The following is a 19,887-nucleotide window of genomic DNA, read 5'->3' on the forward strand; positions in this document are numbered from 1 at the left end:
GGAATGGTGCCGATGGTGATCTCCGGCTGGCCGAACTTCGCGGTGTCGGCGGCGATGATGAAGTCGCACATCATCGCGACCTCGCAGCCGCCGCCGAGCGCGAAGCCGGCGACCGCCGCCACCACCGGCTTGCGGCAGGTGGTGATCCGCTCCCAGCCGCTGGTGATGAAGTCGGAGAGATAGACGTCCATGTAGTCGCGCGCCGCCATCTCCTTGATGTCGGCGCCGGCCGCGAACGCGCGCTCGCTGCCGGTCAGCACGATGGCGCCGATGCCGGCGTCGGCCTCGAACGCGTCGAGCGCCAGGCCGAGTTCGCGGACGAGCTGGGCCGAGAGGGCATTCAGCGCCTTCGGGCGGTTCAGCGTGACGATGCCGACCTTGCCTCGCGTCTCGACGAGGACCGTCTCGTAGGCCATGGAACTTCTCCGTGCAGGCGTGGGGCGGGAAGGGATCAGCGCGGCGAGAGCGAGAAGCGCACGACGAGCGCGCCGTCGCGGCCCTCGAAGCCGAGGCGCAGCACCTCGCCCTCGCGCCGCCAGGTCGGGCCGCGGCCGCTCCAGCCGAGCTGCGGCAGGGTGCCCTCGTAGAAGCGCACGACCTCGGCCCGGCGGACGGCGCCCGCGGCGTAGCTCTCGACGATCCGTCCGTTGGGCTTGTCGAAGACGAGGCTGCGGTCGGGCAAGGACTCCAGGCCGGCCATCAGCGGCACGTCGTCCAGGCCATCGACGAAGGACTCCGTCGCGGCGGCAGGCGCCATCGCCAGGACGAGGGCGGCGGCGAGTGCGTAGGGGCGCAGGAACCGCAGCATCTGGCCTTCGCCTATAGCACTACCGCTGGCAGCGCGCACAATAGAATGTCGACCGCCCGGACTGGACGAGCCGGCGCACCGCGACGGCGTCGCCGCAGCGTCGGCACGGCTCGCCTTCGCGGCCATAGACGGTCCAGTCGTGCTGGAAATAGCCGAGTTCGCCCGAGGTCTGGACGTAGTCGCGGATCGACGAGCCGCCGGCCGCGATCGCGCGCTGGAGCACGTCGCGGATCGCCGCCGCCAGGCGGTCGGCACGGGCGCCCGTCACGGTCATGGCGAGCCGCTGCGGCGAGAGCCGCGCCAGATGCAGCGCCTCGCAGGCATAGATGTTGCCGATGCCGGCGACCACCCGCTGGTCGAGCAGCGCCGCCTTGATCGGGCTGCGCCGGCCGGCCAGCGCCGCCGCCAGCCGCGGTCCGTCGAAATCCGGGCCGAGCGGCTCCGGGCCGATGCCGGCGAGCAGCGGGTGGGCGTCCAGCGTGTCGCGCCGGGCGAGGTCGATGCGGCCGAAGCGGCGGGCATCGTTGAAGCGCAGCACGGTGCCGTCGTCGAGGTGCAGCACGACATGGTCGTGCGGGTCCGGGCGGTTGGGCGCCTGGCCCGGCGGCGCGATCGTGATCCGGCCCGACATGCCGAGATGGGCGAGCACGACCGCGCCGTCGTCGAGGTCGACCAGGATGTACTTGGCGCGGCGGCGCACGGCCTCGACCCGGCGCCCCTCGAGGCGCGCCACCAGGTCGGCCGGCATCATCGTCCGCAGGTCCGGCCGGTTCTTCTCGACGCGCAGGATCCGCCGACCGGTCATGTGGCGGTCGAGGCCGCGCGCCACGGTCTCGACTTCGGGCAGTTCGGGCATGGCCGCTTTCGTAGCGCAGGACCGGGGTGCTGGGCTATCGTCCGCCACCATGACGACCCGCCCCCCGGACGATACGGCCGCCGCCACGGCGGAGGAGACCGATTTCGGCTATCGCCGCATCCCGGCGGCCGAGAAGGCCGGCGCGGTCCGCGGCGTCTTCGAGAGCGTCGCCGGCCGCTACGACCTGATGAACGACCTGATGAGCGCGGGCATCCACCGGCTGTGGAAGGACCGGATGGTCGACCGCCTGCAACCGCGGGCGGGCGAGCGGGTGCTGGACCTTGCCGGCGGCACCGGCGACATCGCCTTCCGCATCCTCGCCCGGGCGCCCGCAGCCGAAGTCACGGTCGTCGACCTCACCCCCGCCATGCTGGCGGTCGGCCGCGACCGGGCGATCGACCGCGGGCTCGTCGCCGGCATCGCCTGGGTCGCCGGCGACGCCGAGCGGCTGCCGCTGGCCGACCGGTCCGTCGACGCCGTCACCATCGCTTTCGGACTGCGCAACGTCACCCGCCGCGACCGGGCGCTGGCCGACATCCGGCGGGTGCTGCGGCCGGGCGGTCGCTTCCTCTGCCTCGAGTTCTCCCGCGTCGCGCTGCCGGGCCTCGATCGCATCTACGACGCCTATTCCTTCTCGGTGCTGCCGCGGCTCGGCCGCATGGTCGCCGGCGACCCCGACTCCTATCGCTACCTGGTCGAGAGCATCCGCCGCTTCCCGGACCAGCCGACGCTCGCCGGCGAGATGACGGTCGCCGGGCTCGAGCAGGTGCGCTGGACCAACCTGTCCGGCGGCATCGCCGCGCTGCACAGCGGCTGGCGGCTCTGAGGCCTGCCATGACGATCGGGAGGCGGGCGTGATCGCGCTGGCCCGCAGCCTGCGGCATCTCTGGCGCCTGGCGTGGATCGCCTTCGTCCTGGCGCGCCACGACGCCCTCTTCCCGCTGGAACGCATGGGCATCGTGCCGGGGCTGACGCTCGTCGCGCGCGCGCTGCGCAAGCCCGGCCAGGGCCGCCCCGGGCAGCGGCTGGCGGCGGCGCTGCAGCGCCTCGGCCCGTCCTTCATCAAGGCCGGCCAGACCCTGTCGACCCGTGCCGACCTGATGGGCGAGGAGGTGGCGGCCGATCTCGCCGACCTGCGCGACCGCCTGCCGCCCTTCTCGGGCGCCGTCGCCCGGGCGACCATCGCCGCCGACCTCGGCCAGACCGTCGAGGCGCTGTTCGCGGAGTTCGACGAGGTGCCGATCGCCGCCGCCTCGATCGCCCAGGTGCATTTCGCCGTCACGCCCGACGGTCGGACGGTGGCCGTCAAGGTCCTGCGGCCGGGCATCGAAGCCGCCTTCGCCCGCGACCTCGCCCTCTTCCGCTGGCTCGCCGACATGACCGAGCGGGCGGTGCCGGCGAGCCGGCGGCTGAAGCCCCGCGAGGTGGTGGCGACCTTCGCCGAGACGGTCCGGCTCGAGATGGACCTGCGCTTCGAGGCCGCCGCCGCCTCGGAACTGGCGGAGAACTTCGCCGGTGACCCCGGCTTCCGCGTGCCGGCGGTCGACTGGCAGCGCACCGGCCGCCGGGTGCTGACGACCGAGCGGGTGATCGGCATCCCGATCTCCGACCGGGCGGCGCTCGTCGCCACCGGACATGACCTCGACCAGGTACTGGCGAACGCCGCCGGCGCCTTCTTCCAGCAGGTCTTCCGTGACGGCTTCTTCCACGGCGACATGCATCCGGGGAACTGCTTCGTCGCCGCCGACGGCGCCGTCGTGGCGGTCGATTTCGGCATCATGGGGCGGCTCGACCTGGCGACCCGCGAGTTCCTGGCCGACATGCTGATGGGCTTCCTCGACGGCGACTACCGGCAGGTGGCGGACGTCCATTTCCGCGCCGGCTACGTGCCCGCGACGCAGTCGCGCGACCTCTTCATGCAGGCCTGCCGCTCGATCGGCGAGCCGATCTTCGGGCGCCCGCTGGCGGACATCTCCCTGGCGGCGCTGCTGGGACAGCTCTTCGCCATCACCGAGCAGTTCCACATGGAGGCGCAGCCCCAGCTCCTCCTGCTGCAGAAGACGATGCTGGTGGCCGAAGGGGTCGGCCGGGCGCTCAATCCCAACGTCAACATGTGGACGCTGGCCCGCCCCCTCATCGAGGACTGGATGATCGAGCACCGCGGCCCCGAGGCGCGCCTGCGCCGCGGCCTGGAGGACGCGGTCCAGACGGTGCGCCGCCTGCCCGCGCTGATCGACGCCGTGGAGGTGCTGGCGGCGCAGGCCCGGGCCGAGCGGCGACTGGCGGCCGACGGCCGGCGCGGACGGGCCGCGGACCGGATGGCGATGGCGGCCCTGGTGCTCGCCCTGGCGGCACTGGCAACGGCATTGTTCGCGCTCGCCGCCTGAACTACCCTGGCCGCGGCAATCGGACGGGGGTGGCCATGGGATCGATCGGCAGGATTCTTCCGGCAATCGCGATGCTGGCCGGGCTGGCCGCCTGCGCCGATGCCGAGCCGCCGCCGGCACCACGCCCCGCGGTCGCCGTGCTCGAATGCACCCAGGCGGTCTGGAGCGGCAGCCCCTACGGGGTTCCGCCGCACGGCGTCACCCTGCTGGCCGGGCCGCCGCAGGCGGTCGGCATCTACGGCACCCCGGGGACGGCGCCATGGGGCCTCGTCTGCATCAACGGGTTCACGCGCACCGGCTGCAACATCTCGCCCGACACGCGCTTCGCCCCTTATCCCGCCTACGGGACGCCCGGCACGCCGGCGCCCGACACCGACGAATGGGACCTGCGCAGCGACGGCACGCCGGACGGCAACGGCTGCTACACGACGCGGCCGGAACTGATCGCGCGGGCGGCGGTGTCGATCTCCTGCTGCCGGGTCGCCGAGCGCCGCTGACCGGCGGATTGCCGCGCAAGAAGCGGAACGCCGGGCAACGCCCGGCGGCGTAACTGGCATGGGTCCGACGGAGGACCCATGCAAGACGCCGCCCTGCCATCCGCCTTCCGCCGCCTCGCCGGCTCCAACCTCGCGGCCCAGCTCGCCGAACAGCTGGCGCTGGCCGCCGTACCGCTCGCCGCCGTGCTGGCACTGGGCGCCGAGGTCGGCAGCACCGGCCTGCTCGCCATGGCGCAGACGCTGCCCTTCCTGCTGCTGGCGATCCCCTTCGGCCTGCTCGCCGACCGGACCGACCGGCGCCGGCTGATGGCGGCGGCGGAATGGGTGCGGGCGGCCGCCCTCCTCGCCATCCCGGTCGCGGCCGCCGGCGGCTGGCTGACGCTGCCGCTCCTCGGCCTCCTCGGCTGCGTCGCCGCGGTCGGCACCGTCGCCTTCTCGGTGACGGCACCCGCCCTGGTGCCGGCGCTGGTGCCGCGGACGGCGCTCGCCGCCGCCAACGGACGCCTGGAGCTGGCCCGCAGCCTCGCCTATGCCGGTGGCCCGGCGGTGGCGGGCGGGCTCGCCGCCGTCGCCGGCGCCCCGGTCGCCTTTGCGGCCGCGGCGCTCCTGTCGGCGATGGCGGCGCTGCTGCTGGCCGGGCTGCCGGAACCGGCGCGGCCGGCGCCGCCGCCGGCCCGCCGGCCGCTGGCCGAGGTGCGCGAGGGCGCCGCCTTCGTCTGGCGGCATCCCTGGCTGCGCCCGATCGTCGCCACCGCCATCGTCTGGAACCTCGCCTGGTTCGTCCTCCAGGCGGCCTTCGTCCCCCACGCCGCCGCCACCCTCGGGCTCGACGCCGCCGGCATCGGCCTGACGCTCGCCGCCTACGGCGTCGGCATGGTGGCGGGCGCGGTGCTGGCGCCACCGGTCGTCCGGGCGCTGCCGATCGGCCGCATGATCGCGCTCGGGCCCTTCGTCTCGGTCGCCGCGGCCGCGGCGATGGCCGCCTCCGTCGCCTGGCCGGAACCGGTCCTGGCGGCGGCCGGCCTCTTCCTCTTCGGCGCCGGACCGATCCTGTGGACGATCGGCCAGACGACGCTCCGCCAGGCGGCGACGCCGGAGGGGATGCTCGGCCGCGTCTCGGCCCTGATGACGATGGCGACGTTCGGCGCGCGCCCGCTCGGCGGCGCCCTCGGCGCCGCCGTCGGCTCGGCCTGGGGAACCGGCCCCTGCATCCTGCTGGCGGCGGCCGGCTTCGTCCTCCAGGCGGCGATCATCGCCGGGTCGGCGGTGCCGCGGGTGCGGGCGCTGCCCGGGTCCGCGGCGGCCGCTCAGCCGACCAGCGCCTGATAGACGAGGTTGCGGAAGAGCTGGCGGTAGTACTGCCGCTGGCTCGGCGCCTGCAGCATCAGGATCGCGATCAGGCGCTCGGCCGGGTCGATCCAGAAATAGGTGCCGCCGACGCCGCTCCAGTAGCAGTCGCCGGCCGAGCCCGGGATCGGCGCCACGCCGGCGCCGAGACGGACCGCGAATCCGAGCCCGAACCCGTAGCCCGGCCCCGGCAGGTAGTTCGCGCCCCGCCCGATCGTGCCCATGTGGTCGGCCATCATGAGCGCCATCGTCTTCGGGGCGACGAGACGGACGTCGCCGACGGCGCCGCCGCCGAGGAAGAGCCGGCACAGGCGGAGATAGTCGGCCGCGGTCGACACCCCGCCGCCGCCGCCCGACTTGTAGGCGACCGGGCGGGTGACGTCGTTCAGTACCGGCACCTCGCCGGTCACCGGGTCGACGCCCGGCTGGGCGATGCGGTGATGCCGGTCGGCCGGCACGTCGAAGCCGGAATCGACCATGCCGAGCGGGCCGAAGATGCGCTCGGCGAAGAAGCGGTCGAGCGGCAGGCCGGAGACGATCTCGACGATGCGGCCCAGCACGTCGGTCGAGACGCCGTATTCGAAGGATTCGCCCGGCTGGAAGGCGAGCGGCACCCGCGCCAGCTTCTCGACGAAGGTCGCGTTGTCGTCGCCGCGCAGCCCGATCGCCGCCTCGCGGTAGGCGTGGTGGACCGCGGTCTCGCCATAGTGGCCGTAGACGAAGCCGGACGTGTGCCGGAGCAGGTCCTGCACCGTCGGCTCGCGCCGCATCGGCTCGCCGCCGGCACCGACGCGGAGCCCGGCGAAGGCCGGAATGAAGCGGCTGAGCGGGTCCGACAGCAGGAGCCGCCCCTCCTCGGCCAGCATCATGATGGCGAGGCTGGTGACCGGCTTCGTCATCGAATAGATGCGGAAGATCGAATCGACCGTCATCGCGGCGCCGGTCGCGGGATCGCGCTGGCCGACGGCCGCGCAATGGACGACGGCGCCGTCGCGGGCGATCAGCGACACCGCGCCGGCGATGCGTCCGGCGCGGGCGTCGGCGCCGAGCACGCCGGCGATGCGCGCCAGGCGTTCGGCGGAGAAGCCCACGGACTGGGCCGGGGCGAGTTCGGGCTCGAAGCGATCCATGGCGACCTCGGGAGTGGCGATCGGGCGAGGGGCGGAACCCTAGACTATTCGCTCCGGCGGGCGAAGCCGCCGAGGCGGACGAGGCTGACGAGCGCCGCCACGCCGGCGCAGGCCCCACCCAGCGCCAGCGCCGCGACCGCGCCGTGGCCGGGTCCCGGCGCGGTCCCGACGACGCCGAAGACGACCGCGACCAGGGCCGCGCCGGTGGTCTGGCCGAGCAGCCGCGAGGTCGACAGGACGCCGCCCGCGGCACCGCTGCGCTCGCGCGGGACGCTCGACAGGATGGCGCGGTTGTTGGGCGCCTGGAAAAACCCGAAGCCCAGCCCGCAGAGCGCCATCCGCCAGACGATGTCGAGGGTCGAGGGATCGGCCGGCGCCGCCGCCAGGAGCACGAGGCCCGCCGCCATCACGGCGAGCCCGATCCCGGCGAGCAGCCCGACCGGGTAGCGGTCGGCCATGCGGCCCGAGAAGGGGGCGACGGCGGCGACGGCGATCGGCCAGGCGGTCATGAGGAACCCCGCCTCGACCTGGGTCCGGCCGGCGACGGCGATGAAGAAGAAGGGCAGCGCGACGACGGCCAGCGACTGGGCCATGTAGGCGGCGATTGCCGTCGCCACCGACAGCGAGAAGGCGGGGCGGCCGAAGAGTTCGACCGGCAGCATCGGCACCGGCAGCCGCCGTTGCCGGCGCACGAAGAGGCAGGCGGCGGCGACGGCTGCCGCCAGCGGCAGGACGACGAGCAGTCCGCCGTCGTGGGCGATGCCGTCGACCGAGGCGAGCAGCAGGCCGAGCGTGGCGACGCTCAGCGCCGCGCTCGGCACGTCGAAGCGATGCCGCGATCCCTCGACGCGGGGCAGGAAGCGGAGCGCGCAGGCGAGCGCGACCAGGCCGAAGGGGATGGCGATCGCGAAGAGCCACGGCCAGTCGGCGACCGACAGCACGACCGCGGCCAGGCTCGGCCCCGCCGCCGAGCCGGTGGCGACGACGAGCGAGTTGATGCCGACCCCCTGCCCGAGCTTGGCGCGGGGGTAGACGTAGCGCACGAGCGCCGTGTTCACGCTCATCACCCCGGCGGCGCCGAATCCCTGCGCCAGGCGCGCCGCGATCAGCACCGGCATCGAGTCGGCGGTCGCCGACACCAGCGCCGCGGCGGTGAAGAGGGAGAGGCCGCCGACATAGATGCGCCGGTAGCCGACGATGTCGCCGAGCGCCGCCAGCGGCAGCAGCGAGACGGTGACGGCGATCTGGTAGGCGTTGACGACCCAGATCGACGCGGACGGACTGACGTCGAGATCGCGGCCGATGGTCGGCAGGGCGACGTTGGCCATTCCCATGTCGACGACGACGAGCGAGATGGCGATGGCGAGCGAGAGCACGGCCCAGCGCCGCTCGCGCGGCGGGAGCCCGTCGTTGGTATCCATGCAGGGGAGACGATCCGGCGGACGGCGAACGGAACGAGGATGGTCCGGTCGCGCATCTTTCGCAAGCGCGAGAGGCGGGCGGCGCCAACCGGGGCGCCGGCTTGCCGGCGATCGGCCGACCCCCTACGCTGCGGCGCGACACGAGCGGAGGCCCCACCCATGCTCGCCGGCAAGCGCATCCTCCTCGTCATCGCGGGCGGCATCGCCGCCTACAAGTCCCTCGACCTGATCCGGCGCCTGCGCGAGCGCGGCGCCGGCGTGCGCTGCATCCTGACCCGCGCCGGCGCCCAGTTCGTGACGCCGCTCGCGGTCGCCTCCCTCAGCGAGGACCGGGTCTACGAGGACCTGTTCTCGCTGACCGACGAGAGCGAGATGGGCCATATCCGCCTGTCGCGGGAGGCCGACCTCGTGGTCGTCGCGCCGGCGACGGCCGACCTCCTCGGCAAGATGGCGGCCGGGCTGGCGGACGACCTCGCCTCGACGGCCCTGCTGGCGACCGACAAGCCGGTGCTGGTGGCGCCGACCATGAACGTGATGATGTGGGCGCATCCGGCGGTGCAGGCGAACATGGCGCTGCTGCAGGCGCGTGGCGTGCGCCGGATCGGCCCGGGCAGCGGCGAACTCGCCTGCGGCGAGGTCGGCTCCGGCCGCATGGCCGAACCGCTCGAGATCGTGGCCGCGATCGAGGCGCTCTTCGCCGGGCCGCGGCCGCTCGCCGGCCGCCGCGCCATCGTCACCAGCGGTCCCACCCGCGAGCCGATCGACCCGGTGCGCTACATCGCCAACCGCTCGTCCGGCAAGCAGGGTCACGCGGTCGCAGCCGCCCTGGCCGCGGCCGGCGCCGACACGGTCCTGGTCAGCGGCCCGACCGCGGAGCCCGACCCGGCCGGGGTCTCCCTGGTGCGGGTCGAGACCGCCCGCGAGATGCTGGAGGCGTGCCGCGCCGCGCTGCCGGCCGACATCCTGGTCTGCGCCGCCGCCGTCGTCGACTGGCGGCCGGGCGAAGCCGCCACCTCGAAGCTGAAGAAGGACGGCGGCACGCCGCCCGCCCTCCATCTGGTCGAGAATCCGGACATCCTGGCGACGCTGGCCGCCGGTCCCGGCCGCCCCGCCCTCGTCGTCGGCTTCGCCGCCGAAACCGACGACGTCGTCGCCTATGCCCGGGCGAAGCGCGTGAAGAAGAACTGCGACTGGATCGTCGCGAACGACGTGTCGCCCGCGACCGGGACCTTCGGCGGCGACCACAACACGGTCCACCTCGTCGCGGCCGATCGGGTCGAGGACTGGCCGCGGATGACCAAGCGCGAGGTGGCGGAGCGCCTCACGCGACGCGTGGCAGCGCATTTCGCCGAGATTGGTTCCTAGATATCAACAATCCATCTCCTTCGGAGCGGATTATCAATACGCTTGGCGGACACCAGGTTCTGGTCATCGCAACGGGGTGATCCCCGAAGCCGACGGAACCAAGGAGAGCCGCCATGACCAGTCTTCGCACCCTGACCGCCGCCGCCCTGCTCGCGCTCGCCGCGGCCGCCTCACCGCTCGCCGCCTCGGGGCTGGACGAGGGCAAGTTCGGCGCCAACGCCGAGGCCGGCAAGTACGGGCGCAACCTCGACGACGGCAAGTTCGGCGCCAACCAGGACGAGGGCAAGTACGGCCGCAATCTCGACGCGGGCAAGTTCGGCGCCGCCACCTTCGACGGGCGCTGATCCGGCCGCCCCCCGGACCGGATTCTCGGACGAGGCGAACGAGCGGGCGGCGCGCCGGGCGCGCCGCCCTTTCTTCCGTTCCCCTATCGCCGGTTCACGGCTGGGCCGCGTGGCGCTCCAGCGCCGCCCGGATCAGATCCTCGGCCTCGGCCGTGTCGACCCAGCGCACCACCTTCACCCACTTGCCCTTCTCGAGGTCCTTGTAGTGCTCGAAGAAGTGGGCGATCTGCTCGACCAGCACCGGGGGCAGGTCGCGATAGCTGCGGATGTTGGAATAGAAGGGGTGCAGCTTGTCGACCGGGACCGCCAGGATCTTCTCGTCGAAGCCGCTCTCGTCCTCCATCAGCAGCGCCCCCACCGGACGGCAGCGGATGACCGCCCCCGGCACCACCGGGACGTTGCCGACCACCATCACGTCGCAGGGATCGCCGTCCTCCGAGAGCGTGTGGGGAATGAATCCGTAGTTGCCCGGATAGAACATGGCCGTGTGCAGGAAACGGTCGACGAACATCGCGCCCGATTCCTTGTCGAGCTCGTACTTCACCGGAACGCCGCCGATCGGGATCTCGATCAGCGCATGCAGGTCGTGCGGCGGGTTGCGACCCGCCGAGATCTTGGAGATGTCCATGGGCGGCCATATAGGCGAAGGCCGGGCCGGACGCCACGTCGCCCGCCGGTCGCAAATGGCCGCACCCGGCGCGACGGCTTCCACCGGTATACCGGCGCGCGCTAGGCTGCGCCGACCCGGCCGCCGACCCTCCGCCGGCATTCCCGCCGGCATTTCCGCCGGGCACCCCTCCCGCCCACCTTCTCCAAGCGAGGCACCATGTCCATCGTCCGCCACGGCCGCAATCCCGGTACGGCCGGTCTCGACCGCGCCAGCCAGGTCGTCGTCCACAACGGCACCGTCTACTTCGTCGTCACCGGCAACCGCCCCTTCGAGGGGACGCCGTCGGCCGCCGAGCAGGCCAAGCAGTGCCTCGCCAAGGCCGAGGAACGTCTGGCGACCGCCGGCTCCAGCAAGTCGAAGCTGCTGACGGTCCAGATCTGGCTGTCCGACATGCGCTATTTCCAGGAGGTCAACGCCGTCTACGACCCGTGGCTCGACCAGCAGAACCTGCCGGTGCGCTGCTGCGCCGCGGTCGAGCTCGGCCATCCCGACCTCAAGGTCGAGATGATCATGACGGCCGCCCTCTGACCGGCCGGGGCCGCCGCGTGGTCGTGCCCATGCGGCGGCCCTCTATACTGATGCCCTAGACATCAGTATCGCCGGTGCATACCTTACTGGTCATGCTCCGGCTCGCGATCCTGACATGATCACCGCCGCCCAGATGCGGGCGGCCCGCGCCCTTCTCGGCATCGACCAGCGCACCCTGGCCGAGATGTCGGGCGTGTCCGTGCCGACCATCCAGCGGATGGAGGCCAGCGAGGGCAACGTCCGCGGCGTCGTCGACACGCTGACCAAGGTCGTCGAGGCCCTGACCGCGGCCGGCATCGAACTGATCGGCGAAAACGCCCGCAGCGAGGGCGGCGGTCGCGGCGTTCGCTTCCGCGAACCACCGGCGGCCGCGCCGCGGCCGGCCCGGCCGCGCTGATCCGCCATTCCGGCACCTCCATCAGAATCCGCCCCGGGGCCGACCGCCATGCCCAGCCAGACCACCCGCCGCCCGCATCCCCATTCCGAACCCAGCTTCGTCGAGCTCTTCACCCCCAAGCTCGTGACGGTGCTCCGCGAGGGCTACCGGCTGGGCGACCTCCGCGCCGACGTGATCGCCGGCCTGACCGTCGCCATCGTCGCCCTGCCGCTGTCGATGGCGATCGCGATCGCGTCGGGCACCGGGCCGGAGCGCGGCCTCTACACGGCCATCATCGGCGGCTTCCTCATCTCGCTGCTCGGCGGCAGCCGGTTCCAGATCGGCGGCCCGGCCGGCGCCTTCATCGTCCTGGTGGCGGCGACGGTCGAGCGGCACGGCGTCGACGGGCTGCTGCTGGCGACCCTGATCGCCGGGGTGATCCTGCTGGCGCTCGGCTTCCTGCGGCTCGGCACCTACGTCAAGTTCATCCCCTACCCGGTCACCGTCGGCTTCACCGCCGGCATCGCCGTCATCATCTTCGCCAGCCAGATCAAGGAGCTGCTGGGCCTGACCCTGCCGGGGCGGGAGCCGGGCGAGATCCTGGACAAGCTGCATGTCCTGGGCGGCGCCATCGGCACCGTCAATCCGGCCGCGGTCGCGGTCGCGGCCGGCACGATCGCCATCATCGCCGGACTGAAGCACCTGCGCCCGCACTGGCCGGGCCTGCTGATCGCCGTCGTCGCCGCCTCGCTCGCCGCCGCCCTCCTGGGGCTGCCGGTGGAAACCGTCGGCACCCGATTCGGCGGCATCCCGCGCAGCCTGCCGGTGCCGGACCTGCCGCCGCTGTCGTGGGAGAAGGTGCAGGCGGTGCTGCCCGACGGCATCGCCTTCGCGCTGCTGGGCGCCATCGAGTCCCTGCTCTCGGCGGTGGTCGCCGACGGCATGACCGGGCGCCGGCACCGCTCCAACTGCGAACTGGTGGCGCAGGGCGCCGCCAACATCGGCTCGGCGCTCTTCGGCGGCATCTGCGCCACCGGGACCATCGCGCGGACGGCGACCAACGTCCGCGCCGGCGCGCGCGGACCCGTCGCCGGCATGCTGCACGCCGGCTTCCTGCTGCTCTTCATGCTGGTCGCGGCCCCGCTGGCGAGCTTCATCCCACTGGCGGCGCTGGCGGCCGTGCTCGCCATCGTCGCCTGGAACATGGCCGAGAAGCACGAGTTCGCCGTCCTCCTGCGCACCTCGCGCGGCGATGCCCTGGTGCTGCTCGCGACCTTCCTCCTCACCGTCTTCCGCGACCTGACGGAGGGGATCGTCGTCGGCTTCGCGCTGGGCGCCGTACTCTTCATCCACCGCATGGCCGAGGCGACCGGCATCGAGGCCCAGGCACCGCTGGTCCCCGAGGACCAGGCCGACGGCAGCGCCGCCGACCGCACCCGCTACGATTCCGATCTCGCGACCAACCCCGAGGTCGTCGTCTACCGGGTCACTGGCGCGCTCTTCTTCGGCGCCGCCTCCACCGTCGGCTCGGTGCTCGACCGCATCGCCGACCAGCGCCGTGCCTTCGTCATCGACCTGTCCGCCGTCCCGTTCCTCGATTCGACGGCGGCCAACACGCTGGCCGGCGCCGCCCGCAAGGCCGCCCGCCACAATGTCCGCTTCTTCGTCACCGGCGCTTCGGCCGGCGTCCGCCGCACCCTGCTCGCCCACGGCGTGACCGCGCCCGCGGTCCAGTATCGCGGGCATGTCGAGGAGGCGGTGGCCGAGGCGACCGCCGCATGACCCTCAGAGGCGATAGACGCGCGCCGCCGTGTCGTGGAAGAGGCTCGCCTTCTCCGCCGCCGAATACCCGGCCGTCAGGCGCTTGAAGGAGTTCCACAGCACGTTGTAGCTGCAGCTCACCTTGTCGACCGGGAAGTTCGACTCGAACATGCAGCGCTCGACCCCGAACAGCCCGATCGTGGTCTCGTAGTAGCGGCGCGTCGCCTCCATCAGCTCCTGGCTGGTCGGCGGGCGCGCGCGGTGATGGAAGCCGAAGCCGTTCACCTCCATCACCAGGCCGCCCAGCTTGGCGACGACGTTCGGGCACTGGGCCAACGGCGCGATCGCCCGTTTCCACTCGGCGAAGACCTCGTCCCCGCGACCGGCATAGGGTCCGACGCCGAGCGGCCCGCCGAAATGGTCGAGCACGATGGTGGTGTCCGGGAAGGCCCGGGCGAGCTCGGCGAGGTCGGGAATCTGGGTGTGGTAACACCAGGCCTCGAAGGTCAGCCCGCGCGGCGCCAGATGCGCGAACCCGGCACGGAAGCCCGCATCGCCGTAGATGTTGGGTGGCGGATTGGTGCGGTGGTTCGGCACGTCCGGGCTCTCGTGCCAGGCCGCACCCACCCGGATGCCCCGGAAACGTCCGTTGCCGGCGGCGATCTGGGCATCGAGCGCGCGGGCCGACGGCGCATCGCCGAGGCGCAGCGGCACGTGCCCGACGATCCCGGCGGCGACCCGGCACGGGCCGTAGTTGCCCGACGCGCTCATGGCGGCGATGCCGTTGACGAATTCCGTCTCGCCCACCGGACGCATCTCGACCGGACCGTCGGCACGGAACATCGTGCCGCACTCGACGAAGACGGTGGAGACGACGTTGTGGCCGCAGCCGACGTCGGCCAGGACCTCGTCGAGGAGGTAGCGCGGCTCGATATAGTCGGTGCGTCCGTCCCACAGGTGATGGTGCGGATCGCAGATCGGCAGGTCGGGTTCCAGCGTCTCCTCGACCGTCCGCGCCAGCCACGCCGCATTGTTCGCAACCACCTCGGAGATCTCCTCGAACTGCGTTGACGCGGGACGGTCCCGCTAGAGGCGGTAGACCCGGGCCGCCGTGTCGTGGAACAGGCTTGCCTTCTCCGGCGCGGAGTAGCCGGCCGTCAGGCGCTTGAAGGAGTTCCACAGCACGTTGTAGCTGCAGCTCACCTTGTCGACCGGGAAGTTCGACTCGAACATGCAGCGCTCGACCCCGAACAGCCCGATCGTGGTCTCGTAGTAGCGGCGCGTCGCCTCCATCAGCTCCTGGCTGGTCGGCGGGCGCGCGCGGTGATGGAAGCCGAAGCCGTTCACCTCCATCACCAGGCCGCCCAGCTTGGCGACGACGTTCGGGCACTGGGCCAACGGCGCGATCGCCCGTTTCCACTCGGCGAAGACCTCGTCCCCGCGACCGGCATAGGGTCCGACGCCGAGCGGCCCGCCGAAATGGTCGAGCACGATGGTGGTGTCCGGGAAGGCCCGGGCGAGCTCGGCGAGGTCGGGAATCTGGGTGTGGTAACACCAGGCCTCGAAGGTCAGCCCGCGCGGCGCCAGATGCGCGAACCCGGCACGGAAGCCCGCATCGCCGTAGATGTTGGGTGGCGGATTGGTGCGGTGGTTCGGCACGTCCGGGCTCTCGTGCCAGGCCGCACCCACCCGGATGCCCCGGAAACGTCCGTTGCCGGCGGCGATCTGGGCATCGAGCGCGCGGGCCGACGGCGCATCGCCGAGGCGCAGCGGCACGTGCCCGACGATCCCGGCGGCGACCCGGCACGGGCCGTAGTTGCCCGACGCGCTCATGGCGGCGATGCCGTTGACGAATTCCGTCTCGCCCACCGGACGCATCTCGACCGGACCGTCGGCACGGAACATCGTGCCGCACTCGACGAAGACGGTGGAGACGACGTTGTGGCCGCAGCCGACGTCGGCCAGGATGTCGTCCAGCAGGTAGCGCGGCTCGACGAACTCCGCCCGCCCGTCCCACAGGTGATGGTGGGGATCGCAGATCGGCAGGTCCGGCTCCAGCGTCTCCTCGACCGTCAGGGCCAGCCACGCCGCATTCCTTGCAACCAAGTCTCGTTCCTCCCCTCGATGCCGCGGGCGCCGGTCAGACGGCGGTCGCGCGCAGCCCGTCCAGATGGGCCACGATCTCGTCGCATCCGACCACGTCGGCGAACTGCCGGTCCATGTCGAACAGGCTGACGGCGTGCGAGATCGGGATGCGGTCGAACACCGCCTCGCGGGCGACGATGGTGCGGAAATTGTAGGCGGTCGAGTCGAGAACCGTGGCGCGGACGCAGTTGCTGGTGGCGCCGCCGGCCACGATCACCGTGTCGATGCCGCGATCGACGAGATAGGACAGAAGCGGCGTGCCGAAGAAGGCGCTGGGCTTCTTCTTCACGAACACCATGTCGCCCGGCTGCACCTCCAGTTCGGGCAGCAGTTCGGCACCGGGCGTTCCTTCCAGGCACCAGTCCTCGCGCCGCAGCAGATCGCGCTTGCGGCCATAGGCGCCGATGTCGCTGCCGTCCGGCGCCAGGGTGAAGCGCGTGAAGAACCGGGGTATGCCGGCGGCGCGGGCCGCGCGCGCGAGGCGGGCGACCTGATCCACCGCCGCCCAGCCGATCGCCCCGCAGCTGCTGGGATAGCGGTCGTCGGCGACGCCGCGCTCGCCCACCATGTAGCGCTGGCAGTCGATGGCGACCAGCGCCGGCCGGCGGCCGAAGCCCATGCGGCGGCCGAAGCGGGCGCGGGCCATGACGGCCCGGTCGGCGTCGGTCAGGTAGCGGTCCCAGGCTTGCTCGTCCATCATCCCTCCGCGGCGACGATCAGGGCGCGGGCCGCCTCCGCGATCGGCAGGTCGACCAGCCGGCCCTCGTGGGTGAATGCGCCGATGCCGGCCCGCACCGCCGCGTCGTAGGCGTCGACGAGCGCGCGGGCCTCGGCCAGTTCGCGCACCGTCGGCTGGAAGACGCGGTTGGCGATCGGCACCTGCGTCGGGTGGATGCAGCTCTTGCCGCGAAAGCCCAGCCCGCGCGACATCCGGGCATCCGCCTCGTACCCCGGCAGGTCGGCGATGCCGGTGAAGGCGCTGTCGAGCGCGTCGACCCCGGCCTCGGCGGCGGCCAGCAGCAGCATGGTGCGGACGGCGACCAGGTTCCCCGTCTCCGCCCGCAGGCCGGCCGCCGCGGCGAGATCGCCGGTGCCGAGCTGGAGCGCGACGACACGCGGGGTGGCGGTCGCGATCGCATGCGCCTGCCGCAGCCCGGCCGGCGTCTCGATCGTCGGCATCAGGCCGATCGGCCGATCGAGGCCGAGCCGCCGCTCGACATGGTCGAGCACCGCCTCGGCGACATGGAGGTCGCGCGGGCTCTCGACCTTCGGCACGTTGACGACGTCGAGCCCGGGGCCGGCCACCGCCAGCAGATCCTCGATCATCCAGCCGCTGGCGAGCGGATTGACGCGCACCACGCGCTCCTTCGGCGCGGACGCGAACCCGGCCAGGGCCCGGGCGACGAGGCTCCGAGCCTCGGCCTTGCGGTCGGCCGCGACCGCATCCTCGAGGTCGAACGAGACGGCGTCGGCCGCCGAGGCGAAGGCCTTGTCGAACAGTTCCGGCCGGCTGCCCGGCACGAACAGCTTGCTTCGCCGCAGTCGCCGCATCGCGGATCCCCACCCTCGCCTCGACCGCGAGGCTAGGCCCGCCGACGCTATTGTCTACAATTTTCTGCGAGCGCGGCCTGCGCCGCCGGCAGCTTGTCGAGGATGTGGGCCTCCGTGACCCGGGCGGCATCGAAGATCCGGCCGGTGGCCAGGAAGCCGGTGATGCGCTCGTGCTCCGCCACCGAGCGGCTGCGCGACAGCTTCTCGGCCAGCAGCGCGTAGCGGATCGGCTCCGCCATCTCGTTCAGGACGTCGAGGGTGCGTCGCAACGGCTCGTTGCCGGAGAACTCCAGGATCAGCCGGTGGAAGACGTTGTTCTCCGCCAGGTAGGCCTCGAGGTCGCGGCGGCGGAAATGGCCGCGCATCCGCCGGTTGCTCTCCTCCAGCCGGGCGACCAGGGGCGCCAGGTCGCGGCCGGCCAGCCCCTCGACGGAGTGGCGTTCGAGGAGGGCGCGCATGCGATAGATCTGCTCGATGGCCTGTGGCGAATAGCTGCGCACGCGGAAGCCGCGGCGCGGCTCGTGCACCGTCAGCCCGCGCATCTCCAGCAGCCGCAGCGCCTCGCGCACCGGTCCGCGGCTGGCGCCGTACTCCGCCTCCAGCCCCTGCTCGCGCAGCGCGCTGCCCGGGCGGTAGCGGCCGGTGATGATGCCGTGGCGGATCTGGTCCGCCAGGCGGTAGGGGATGGGCTTCTGGACCGGACTCATGCGCCGGGCGGGGGATGCCGGGCGACCCAGTGCCGCGCCACGTCGACGCGGCGCGCGACCCAGACGCGGTCGTGCGCCAGGACGTGGTCGAGGAAGCGGGCGAGGCCGCGGGCGCGGCCGGGCCTGCCGACGATCCGCGGATGCAGGCCGACCGACATCAGCCGGGGCGTCTCCGCTCCTTCCTCGTAGAGCTGGTCGAAGGCGTCGCGCAGATAGGTGAAGAACGCGTCGCCGGTGCCGAACCCGCCCGGCAGCGTGAACTTCGAATCGTTGGTGTCCATGGTGTAGGGCACGACGAGGTGGGACCGCCCGGCAACCCGCGTCCAGTACGGCAGCTCGTCGTTGTAGGCGTCCGAATCGTAGAGGAAGCCCCCCTCCTCGACGAGCAGGCGGCGCGTGTTCCCGCTCGGCCCGTAGCGGCAGTACCAACCGGCCGGCCGCTCACCGCTGGTCCGGCGGATGCTCTCGACCGCACGCGCGATGTGCTCGCGCTCCTCGGCCTCCGACAGGCGGAAATGCTCGATCCAGCGCCAGCCGTGGCTGCAGATGTCGTGTCCGGCGGCGACGATCGCCTCGACGGCGCGGGGATTGCGCTCCAGCGCCAGCGCGCAGCCGAAGATCGTCATCGGCAGGCCACGCTCGGCGAAGAGCCGCATCACCCGCCAGAAGCCGACGCGGCTGCCGAACTCGTACATGGTCTCGAAGGCGAGGTCGCGCTGGCCGGGCGGCAGCCGCCCCCCCGGCGCCTCCGCCAGCCCGACCTCGACCCGTCCGTCGCCGTCACCGATCGTCTGCTCGGACCCTTCCTCGTAGTTGAGGACGAAGTTGACGGCGACCCGGGCCCGGCCGGGCCAGTCCGCTGCGGGAGGCCGGTCGGCATAGCCGATGAGGTCGCGTTCCAATGGCCTTCTCCCCGCGCGGTCGCCGCCATCGATCATCCTATCAGAATTGTAGACAAATCGAGTTGTCCCTGTTCGCGCCCCGGTGCTAGCGTCGGGTCCGGCCGGACGCAGAATCCGGCACGACGCGCCCGTGCCTGCGGCCGCGCCCGATTGCCGAAGCCGAGATTCGCGCCGGCCGCTCCGGCCGGCCTCCGGGAGGGGTACATTCATGAGCCACATCCGTCGCCTCGCATCGATCCTGGCCGTGTCGCTCGCGGGCCTCCTGCCGGCCGCGCCGGCAGACGCGCAGCAGAAGCACCAGTGGACCTTCGTCTCGATCATTCCGGCCGGGCAGGACGCCTTCATCGACCGGTTCAAGGAACTGGCGGGCGAGATCACCAAGCGGACGCAGGGGCAGGTCCAGGTGAATTTCCACCCCGCGGGCGAGCTGCCCTACAAGGGTCCCGAGCATCTGCGCGTGACCGCCAAGGGCATGGTCGAGATGTCCGAGGTCGTCGGCAGCATGGGCTTCGGCGATGCGCCGCCGCTGGTGCTGGGCGACCTGCCCTACCTGGCGCTGAACGATGCCGAGCGGAAGACGCTGCGCGACATCATGTGGCCGGAAATCTACGCGGCCCTGCGCAAGCAGGGCGTCGAACCGATCTCGTGGGGCGCCTACCCGCCCCGCAATATCGTCCTGCGCAATCCGGTCAAGGGTCTGGAGGACCTGAAGGGCAAGAAGATCCGCACCGCCGGCGGCCTCGAATCCGAGTATGTCAAGCAGTGGGCGGCCGCCCCGTCGTTCGTCGTCTGGGCCGAGGTCTATCCCGCGGCGCAGCGCGGCATCGTCGACGGCATCCTCACCGCCGCGGTCGCGATCGAGACCTCGAAGCTCTACGAGGTGGCGCCCCACTTCCTCAAGATCGACGGGCCGGTCGCGCACTTCTACATCACCGTCAACCAGGACTCCTGGAAGAAGCTGTCGCCCGACCTGCAGAAGACCGTCCGCGAGGTCGGCGACTGGTGGGCCGACCGCTGGCAGAAGCTGGTCGTCGACGAGGCCGACAACGGCGCGATCAAGCGGATGCAGGACAAGGGACAGCTGAAGTCCGT

General features: G+C 72.4%; 22 protein-coding genes. 10 read left to right on the forward strand and 12 right to left on the reverse strand.

What is annotated here, in order from left to right; translation table 11 throughout:
- From ACE3Q3_RS04745 to mutM, 3 genes are all read right to left on the reverse strand, one after another.
- Positions 1–416 (reverse strand): enoyl-CoA hydratase-related protein (locus ACE3Q3_RS04745; RefSeq protein WP_374442643.1); only part of this gene is annotated, 416 nt, incomplete at its 3' end.
- Between the two features lie 35 nt (positions 417–451).
- The gene (locus ACE3Q3_RS04750; RefSeq protein ID WP_374442646.1) at positions 452–808 is read right to left on the reverse strand and encodes a hypothetical protein; all 357 of its coding nucleotides are present in this window, start codon (positions 806–808) and stop codon (positions 452–454) included.
- A gap of 19 nt (positions 809–827) precedes the next feature.
- Positions 828–1,664, reverse strand: coding sequence for a bifunctional DNA-formamidopyrimidine glycosylase/DNA-(apurinic or apyrimidinic site) lyase (gene mutM, locus ACE3Q3_RS04755; protein WP_374442650.1), 837 nt, complete (start codon positions 1,662–1,664; stop codon positions 828–830).
- Positions 1,665–1,713: 49 nt separating this feature from the next.
- Between mutM and ACE3Q3_RS04760 the strand changes: the two genes are divergently transcribed.
- The 4 genes from ACE3Q3_RS04760 (at position 1,714) to ACE3Q3_RS04775 (ending at position 5,874) form a co-directional block, all read left to right on the forward strand.
- Positions 1,714–2,490 (forward strand): class I SAM-dependent methyltransferase, encoded by a 777-nt coding sequence (locus ACE3Q3_RS04760; protein WP_374442653.1) that lies wholly within the window; start codon positions 1,714–1,716, stop codon positions 2,488–2,490.
- A gap of 37 nt (positions 2,491–2,527) precedes the next feature.
- Complete coding sequence (ubiB, locus tag ACE3Q3_RS04765; protein ID WP_374442745.1) at positions 2,528–4,051, forward strand: 2-polyprenylphenol 6-hydroxylase; 1,524 nt, start codon at positions 2,528–2,530, stop codon at positions 4,049–4,051.
- Positions 4,052–4,086: 35 nt separating this feature from the next.
- A complete protein-coding gene (locus tag ACE3Q3_RS04770) occupies positions 4,087–4,548 on the forward strand; it encodes a hypothetical protein (protein ID WP_374442657.1) in 462 nt (153 codons plus the stop codon).
- A gap of 78 nt (positions 4,549–4,626) precedes the next feature.
- Positions 4,627–5,874, forward strand: coding sequence for an MFS transporter (locus tag ACE3Q3_RS04775; RefSeq protein WP_374442660.1), 1,248 nt, complete (start codon positions 4,627–4,629; stop codon positions 5,872–5,874).
- On the opposite strand, the gene ACE3Q3_RS04780 is transcribed toward ACE3Q3_RS04775, so the two are convergent.
- Positions 5,856–7,025: a serine hydrolase domain-containing protein gene (locus ACE3Q3_RS04780; RefSeq protein ID WP_374442663.1), complete on the reverse strand. Its 1,170-nt coding sequence runs from the start codon at positions 7,023–7,025 to the stop codon at positions 5,856–5,858. The genes ACE3Q3_RS04775 and ACE3Q3_RS04780 overlap by 19 nt on opposite strands.
- A 44-nt stretch (positions 7,026–7,069) precedes the next feature.
- Positions 7,070–8,446, reverse strand: coding sequence for an MFS transporter (locus ACE3Q3_RS04785; RefSeq protein WP_374442666.1), 1,377 nt, complete (start codon positions 8,444–8,446; stop codon positions 7,070–7,072).
- Positions 8,447–8,605: 159 nt separating this feature from the next.
- Between ACE3Q3_RS04785 and coaBC the strand changes: the two genes are divergently transcribed.
- Both coaBC and ACE3Q3_RS04795 read left to right on the forward strand, forming a co-directional pair.
- Positions 8,606–9,811 carry a bifunctional phosphopantothenoylcysteine decarboxylase/phosphopantothenate--cysteine ligase CoaBC gene (gene coaBC, locus ACE3Q3_RS04790; protein WP_374442669.1) on the forward strand — a complete coding sequence of 402 codons (1,206 nt, stop codon included), beginning with the start codon at positions 8,606–8,608 and terminating at the stop codon, positions 9,809–9,811.
- A gap of 113 nt (positions 9,812–9,924) precedes the next feature.
- Entirely contained in the window at positions 9,925–10,155 is a 231-nt protein-coding gene (locus tag ACE3Q3_RS04795) for a hypothetical protein (RefSeq protein ID WP_374442672.1), read from the forward strand.
- A gap of 94 nt (positions 10,156–10,249) precedes the next feature.
- Here ACE3Q3_RS04795 and ppa read toward each other — a convergent pair whose 3' ends face one another.
- Positions 10,250–10,783, reverse strand: coding sequence for an inorganic diphosphatase (gene ppa, locus ACE3Q3_RS04800; protein WP_374442675.1), 534 nt, complete (start codon positions 10,781–10,783; stop codon positions 10,250–10,252).
- 198 nt (positions 10,784–10,981) lie between these two features.
- Here ppa and ACE3Q3_RS04805 point away from each other — a divergent pair, with 198 nt between their 5' ends.
- From ACE3Q3_RS04805 to ACE3Q3_RS04815, 3 genes are all read left to right on the forward strand, one after another.
- Positions 10,982–11,353: a RidA family protein gene (locus tag ACE3Q3_RS04805; RefSeq protein WP_374442678.1), complete on the forward strand. Its 372-nt coding sequence runs from the start codon at positions 10,982–10,984 to the stop codon at positions 11,351–11,353.
- A gap of 115 nt (positions 11,354–11,468) precedes the next feature.
- The gene (locus tag ACE3Q3_RS04810) at positions 11,469–11,750 is read left to right on the forward strand and encodes a helix-turn-helix domain-containing protein (RefSeq protein WP_374442681.1); all 282 of its coding nucleotides are present in this window, start codon (positions 11,469–11,471) and stop codon (positions 11,748–11,750) included.
- Positions 11,751–11,798: 48 nt separating this feature from the next.
- Positions 11,799–13,511: a SulP family inorganic anion transporter gene (locus tag ACE3Q3_RS04815; RefSeq protein WP_374442684.1), complete on the forward strand. Its 1,713-nt coding sequence runs from the start codon at positions 11,799–11,801 to the stop codon at positions 13,509–13,511.
- A gap of 3 nt (positions 13,512–13,514) precedes the next feature.
- On the opposite strand, the gene ACE3Q3_RS04820 is transcribed toward ACE3Q3_RS04815, so the two are convergent.
- Genes ACE3Q3_RS04820 through puuE form a run of 6 tightly spaced genes read right to left on the reverse strand, consistent with a single transcriptional unit; the run spans position 13,515 to position 18,795 of the window.
- A complete protein-coding gene (locus tag ACE3Q3_RS04820; protein ID WP_374442687.1) occupies positions 13,515–14,534 on the reverse strand; it encodes an amidohydrolase in 1,020 nt (339 codons plus the stop codon).
- A 42-nt stretch (positions 14,535–14,576) separates the two neighbouring features.
- Positions 14,577–15,596: an amidohydrolase gene (locus ACE3Q3_RS04825; protein ID WP_374442690.1), complete on the reverse strand. Its 1,020-nt coding sequence runs from the start codon at positions 15,594–15,596 to the stop codon at positions 14,577–14,579.
- Between the two features lie 34 nt (positions 15,597–15,630).
- Positions 15,631–16,332 carry an isochorismatase family protein gene (locus ACE3Q3_RS04830; protein WP_374442694.1) on the reverse strand — a complete coding sequence of 234 codons (702 nt, stop codon included), beginning with the start codon at positions 16,330–16,332 and terminating at the stop codon, positions 15,631–15,633.
- The gene (locus ACE3Q3_RS04835) at positions 16,332–17,186 is read right to left on the reverse strand and encodes a CoA ester lyase (RefSeq protein WP_374442697.1); all 855 of its coding nucleotides are present in this window, start codon (positions 17,184–17,186) and stop codon (positions 16,332–16,334) included. The genes ACE3Q3_RS04830 and ACE3Q3_RS04835 overlap by 1 nt, the downstream gene beginning before the upstream one ends.
- A gap of 47 nt (positions 17,187–17,233) precedes the next feature.
- Positions 17,234–17,893, reverse strand: coding sequence for a GntR family transcriptional regulator (locus ACE3Q3_RS04840; RefSeq protein ID WP_374442700.1), 660 nt, complete (start codon positions 17,891–17,893; stop codon positions 17,234–17,236).
- The gene (gene puuE, locus ACE3Q3_RS04845; RefSeq protein WP_374442703.1) at positions 17,890–18,795 is read right to left on the reverse strand and encodes an allantoinase PuuE; all 906 of its coding nucleotides are present in this window, start codon (positions 18,793–18,795) and stop codon (positions 17,890–17,892) included. Before puuE ends, ACE3Q3_RS04840 begins: the two co-directional genes overlap by 4 nt.
- Before the next feature lie 208 nt (positions 18,796–19,003).
- Here puuE and ACE3Q3_RS04850 point away from each other — a divergent pair.
- The coding region (locus ACE3Q3_RS04850) for a TRAP transporter substrate-binding protein (protein ID WP_374442705.1) at positions 19,004–19,887 on the forward strand (884 nt) is incomplete at its 3' end.

The organism is Allostella sp. (genome assembly GCF_041913585.1).
Classification (GTDB): domain Bacteria; phylum Pseudomonadota; class Alphaproteobacteria; order ATCC43930; family Allostellaceae; genus Allostella.

Coding starts and splice junctions, on each gene's coding strand:
- ACE3Q3_RS04835 (WP_374442697.1), bottom strand. CDS start 17,186: ATGCGGCGACTGCGGCGAAGCAAGCTGTTCGTGCCGGGCAGCCGGCCG.
- ACE3Q3_RS04795 (WP_374442672.1), top strand. CDS start 9,925: ATGACCAGTCTTCGCACCCTGACCGCCGCCGCCCTGCTCGCGCTCGCC.
- ACE3Q3_RS04805 (WP_374442678.1), top strand. CDS start 10,982: ATGTCCATCGTCCGCCACGGCCGCAATCCCGGTACGGCCGGTCTCGAC.
- ACE3Q3_RS04840 (WP_374442700.1), bottom strand. CDS start 17,893: ATGAGTCCGGTCCAGAAGCCCATCCCCTACCGCCTGGCGGACCAGATC.
- coaBC (WP_374442669.1), top strand. CDS start 8,606: ATGCTCGCCGGCAAGCGCATCCTCCTCGTCATCGCGGGCGGCATCGCC.
- ACE3Q3_RS04770 (WP_374442657.1), top strand. CDS start 4,087: ATGGGATCGATCGGCAGGATTCTTCCGGCAATCGCGATGCTGGCCGGG.
- ACE3Q3_RS04760 (WP_374442653.1), top strand. CDS start 1,714: ATGACGACCCGCCCCCCGGACGATACGGCCGCCGCCACGGCGGAGGAG.
- mutM (WP_374442650.1), bottom strand. CDS start 1,664: ATGCCCGAACTGCCCGAAGTCGAGACCGTGGCGCGCGGCCTCGACCGC.
- ACE3Q3_RS04750 (WP_374442646.1), bottom strand. CDS start 808: ATGCTGCGGTTCCTGCGCCCCTACGCACTCGCCGCCGCCCTCGTCCTG.
- ACE3Q3_RS04780 (WP_374442663.1), bottom strand. CDS start 7,025: ATGGATCGCTTCGAGCCCGAACTCGCCCCGGCCCAGTCCGTGGGCTTC.
- ACE3Q3_RS04775 (WP_374442660.1), top strand. CDS start 4,627: ATGCAAGACGCCGCCCTGCCATCCGCCTTCCGCCGCCTCGCCGGCTCC.
- ACE3Q3_RS04785 (WP_374442666.1), bottom strand. CDS start 8,446: ATGGATACCAACGACGGGCTCCCGCCGCGCGAGCGGCGCTGGGCCGTG.
- ppa (WP_374442675.1), bottom strand. CDS start 10,783: ATGGACATCTCCAAGATCTCGGCGGGTCGCAACCCGCCGCACGACCTG.
- ACE3Q3_RS04830 (WP_374442694.1), bottom strand. CDS start 16,332: ATGGACGAGCAAGCCTGGGACCGCTACCTGACCGACGCCGACCGGGCC.
- ACE3Q3_RS04815 (WP_374442684.1), top strand. CDS start 11,799: ATGCCCAGCCAGACCACCCGCCGCCCGCATCCCCATTCCGAACCCAGC.
- ACE3Q3_RS04810 (WP_374442681.1), top strand. CDS start 11,469: ATGATCACCGCCGCCCAGATGCGGGCGGCCCGCGCCCTTCTCGGCATC.